Below are 3,410 nucleotides of genomic sequence, written 5' to 3' on the forward strand. Positions count from 1 at the left end.
GATATACCTCTTTCTTAACTATGCTTATTTTACCTCATATTTTCGAGATCCTTAACAGGTTCTAAGACAATTACCCTTAGCTTATCAGCTCAATTATAAGCAAAATTTCTGGATTCCAGACTGGAATGACACCATTTGCTGTGCAATTTACCTTCAAAAATGAATGTTCGTACAGTTGTGAACCTGTGGCAGGTATTACATAAGAGCATTTCCCTCTTCTAAATTAAAACGCACTTTTGCCTCCTTTGCAGTCTATACTTTAGATGTATTTAATTTACAAATACTAATTATTTATTAATAATGGTGATATGTAAATATAGTTATAAAATAATTGTTACACTTGAATTCCTTCCTGGTTTCTGTTGTTATCAGAACATTTAAAACACTTTAAGAAAGCTGCTTAGTTAAATTAACTTAGACAAGTAAATAGCAGTTTTGCAGCCTGTTTTTATGAATGATGATAAAATGTTGTAGCCAAATGCGCTTTCAGCATTGTGCTGAATTGCAATATCTTTGTGCTCTAACTCCTCGTCGCGAAATTTACTTATAGTTTCTCTTAATTCCCCATCTTCTAAATGTGAAACTTGCTCTTTGTAGTGCTCCCCGATAACTTCTTCAACTGCAGCAGTGCAAGCCATAGCAGCTTTTTTGCCCATAATGGCAGTTGCAACGCCAAGCGACACTCCTAAAACACGCCAAACAGGCAACAAAACAGTAGGACGAACTTTTTGCTCTTTGATTTTCTCATTAAAATAGTGAAAATGCTTTTTTTCCTGCTCTTCCATTTCAATTATTTCATTGATTATAGAAGACTTCTTAAGAATAAATTTTTGACCAGAATAAATGCAAATAGCTCCATATTCTCCAGCGTGATCTACTCTAATTGCCTGTTGCAAGAACTGATTGTTGCTGTACCCTAAATTATTTAGATTTCTTTCTTTCTCCACAATACACCTTACCTGATACGAACAGAGCTACTATGAGATAAATTAGATTCCATGTTGCTAAGGAAACACCTAGAACGTAATGAGGTCTGTCACAAGATGGAGAGTAATTAGGATTTAGTAGATTATTTCTGAGCTCTTCTATACTAACGTTACCACTTGCTTGCTCTGTACAACCTAAAACATCATGAAATAAGTGGAGTTCAAGACCTACATGATAAAAAGATATTACTGCACCTATGAGGTAGCTGCAAAACATTGCATAGATTAGAATTTTGTTGTCTTTAAGCATGCACGCTACTGCAAGTAATCCGGCGATATAGTAAACTATTCGCTCGTATGTACATAACTTGCATGGCAGCATGTTGAAAAAATATTCTAGCACATATGCAAAAATTAGAGCAGCGGCACTCGACAGCAGAAAGATTGCAGGAATTCTGGAATTATTACACATAACTTTAAGTAAATTATCCCTGAAAGTATAAAGCAGAGTATTCATTTTACATAGGGATTTTTATTTTTTTTCAAAAGCAATCTAACTGGCACACCGTCTGCAAAGAAATTTTTTCTGAGATCGTTAATTAAATAGCGTTTGTAACTTTCATCAACACTTTCAGGTATGTTACATATCAAAGAAAAAGCTGGAGGTTTAGTACCAATTTGAGCGATATACTTCATTTTAACTGCTTTGCCTTTTACAAGAGGGTGAGAATGTTTTCCTACAGCATCTATGAGCCACTTATTCAGTTTTGCAGTGCTGATCTTCTTGTTCAAGGATTCACTCACTTCAAGACACTTATCTATCACATCACCGCAGCGCATGCCTTTTAACGCAGAAATTGTTATGGTTGGCACTTCCAAGAATAACCTGGTTACTTCCTGTTGTTTGACAAATTTTATTAACCTGCTTCTGTCATCCTTACCTATTAAATCCCACTTATTTAAAACAACAATAATCCCTTTCCCTCCCTTAATTGCAGCTTCACCAATTGATAAATCCTGCTGCTCAATACCAACTAGGGAGTCTAGCATTAAAACTACCACATGAGAGCGCTTGATTGATTCCATGCTTTTCTCAACAAATCTTGATTCTAAGCCATCTACAACATTCGCCTTTCTGCGGATTCCGGCAGTGTCAATTAGAGTAATTAACTCTCCATCATGATCATATGTAATATCCACAGAATCACGTGTGGTACCTGGCTCTGAACTTGTTATTAGTCTGTTTTCTGCAAGTAAACCATTTAAAAAAGTTGATTTTCCAACATTCGGACGGCCGATGATCGCGATCCTCAGCCTACTCAGTTCATTGTTAGGTAACTCAGTGTTCTCGTTAAAATTTTCAATAACACCAGCTAATGCATCATAAAGATCAACCATGCCAAGATTATGCTCGGCAGAGATATACACCGGGCCAAGAAAATCAAAAAACTGCAAATAATCAACATTTTCGGATTTATGACTCTCGCATTTATTTGCTATCAGTATCACAGGTTTATTTATTTTTCTCTTCAGCCACTTTGCAAACTCTTTATTTCGCTCATTTTGCACTTTTGCGTCAACAAGAAAGAAAATTATGTTTGAACTGGATAAAGAAAACTCTATTTGCTCAATAACTTGCAGTGAAAAACTAGTTTGGTCGTTCCATCCTCCTGTATCTATAACTTTAAACTCCAAATCGCTAATTCTCCCCATTCCCTCTCGCCTATCCCTTGTCACTCCTGGAATGTTACTCACTACTGCTGCTTTTCTTTCTACTAATCTGTTGAATAGGGTCGATTTTCCAGCATTTGGTAGGCCTACTATGGCGATTTTTAGCATAATTCAAGGGCATGTTCTATATGAAGTAAATTATAACCGAAACTTTTCAATTTAACTATTGACTTCGTAGATTATATAAGCACACTACAGTTAGAATTTTTTTATTTCGTTATGTAAAATATGGGGTAGTTATGCTAGTGTCAGAGCAAATAGAGAGTGTAGATAGAGAAGAATTAAAGCAACAAAATCATATACATAAAGATACAGAGTGTTCGGAAGAGACGACAATATATGGGCATATTAATCAGCATATGGAAAAAAACATCTCAAATACATTGCATGAAATATATGATGCTCTTATGTCATATAACGAATCGGAACAGTCAATGACGTCAACTTAAGAACTTTCATTAGCAAACTCTCCTAAAGACATGATGGCGTTTAGGCTTATCTACTTTATTGCGGCTGTCCCGGTCGGATTTTAACTTTAGCACGTATACTTAAAAAGGGCTTGAAAGTTTTTTGGCGAAATAAGTACCTGATAGAGTTTCTGTCTCATTACACTAAATAAAACTGAAAAATTTAAACGATACTCAGTAATTTGATCTGGGTTCCAAGGCCCTTGTGCATCACATATATGAAGCGATAATATATTGCACATGACCAAGTTTGCCCAAAATTCTTGTAATACAGCCTCTCCAGAAA

General features: G+C 35.6%; 4 protein-coding genes and 1 pseudogene. 1 reads left to right on the forward strand and 4 read right to left on the reverse strand.

Annotated elements, in window-relative coordinates:
- Positions 1-404 precede the first annotated feature (404 nt).
- Genes OZD63_RS02330 through der form a run of 3 tightly spaced genes read right to left on the reverse strand, consistent with a single transcriptional unit; the run spans position 405 to position 2,765 of the window.
- Entirely contained in the window at positions 405-947 is a 543-nt protein-coding gene (locus OZD63_RS02330) for a demethoxyubiquinone hydroxylase family protein (RefSeq protein ID WP_274980125.1), read from the reverse strand.
- Positions 922-1,443 (reverse strand): disulfide bond formation protein B, encoded by a 522-nt coding sequence (locus OZD63_RS02335; RefSeq protein WP_065094847.1) that lies wholly within the window; start codon positions 1,441-1,443, stop codon positions 922-924. Before OZD63_RS02335 ends, OZD63_RS02330 begins: the two co-directional genes overlap by 26 nt.
- On the reverse strand, positions 1,440-2,765 hold the full coding sequence (der, locus tag OZD63_RS02340) for a ribosome biogenesis GTPase Der (protein ID WP_275008021.1): 1,326 nt from the start codon (positions 2,763-2,765) through the stop codon (positions 1,440-1,442). Before der ends, OZD63_RS02335 begins: the two co-directional genes overlap by 4 nt.
- Positions 2,766-2,896: 131 nt before the next feature.
- Here der and OZD63_RS02345 point away from each other — a divergent pair, with 131 nt between their 5' ends.
- Entirely contained in the window at positions 2,897-3,106 is a 210-nt protein-coding gene (locus OZD63_RS02345) for a hypothetical protein (RefSeq protein ID WP_015589377.1), read from the forward strand.
- 9 nt (positions 3,107-3,115) lie between these two features.
- Here the strand turns inward: OZD63_RS02345 and OZD63_RS02350 are convergent.
- Positions 3,116-3,410 (reverse strand): annotated as a pseudogene (locus OZD63_RS02350) (IS4-like element ISWosp8 family transposase); the annotation flags it as partial.

It is taken from the genome of Wolbachia endosymbiont of Drosophila leontia, from assembly GCF_028981785.1.
Taxonomy (GTDB): Bacteria; Pseudomonadota; Alphaproteobacteria; order Rickettsiales; family Anaplasmataceae; genus Wolbachia; species Wolbachia pipientis.

What these genes read in the sequence shown, in the direction of transcription:
- OZD63_RS02335 (WP_065094847.1), bottom strand. Translation starts at nt 1,443, where the DNA reads ATGAATACTCTGCTTTATACTTTCAGGGATAATTTACTTAAAGTTATG.
- der (WP_275008021.1), bottom strand. Translation starts at nt 2,765, where the DNA reads ATGCTAAAAATCGCCATAGTAGGCCTACCAAATGCTGGAAAATCGACC.
- OZD63_RS02345 (WP_015589377.1), top strand. Translation starts at nt 2,897, where the DNA reads ATGCTAGTGTCAGAGCAAATAGAGAGTGTAGATAGAGAAGAATTAAAG.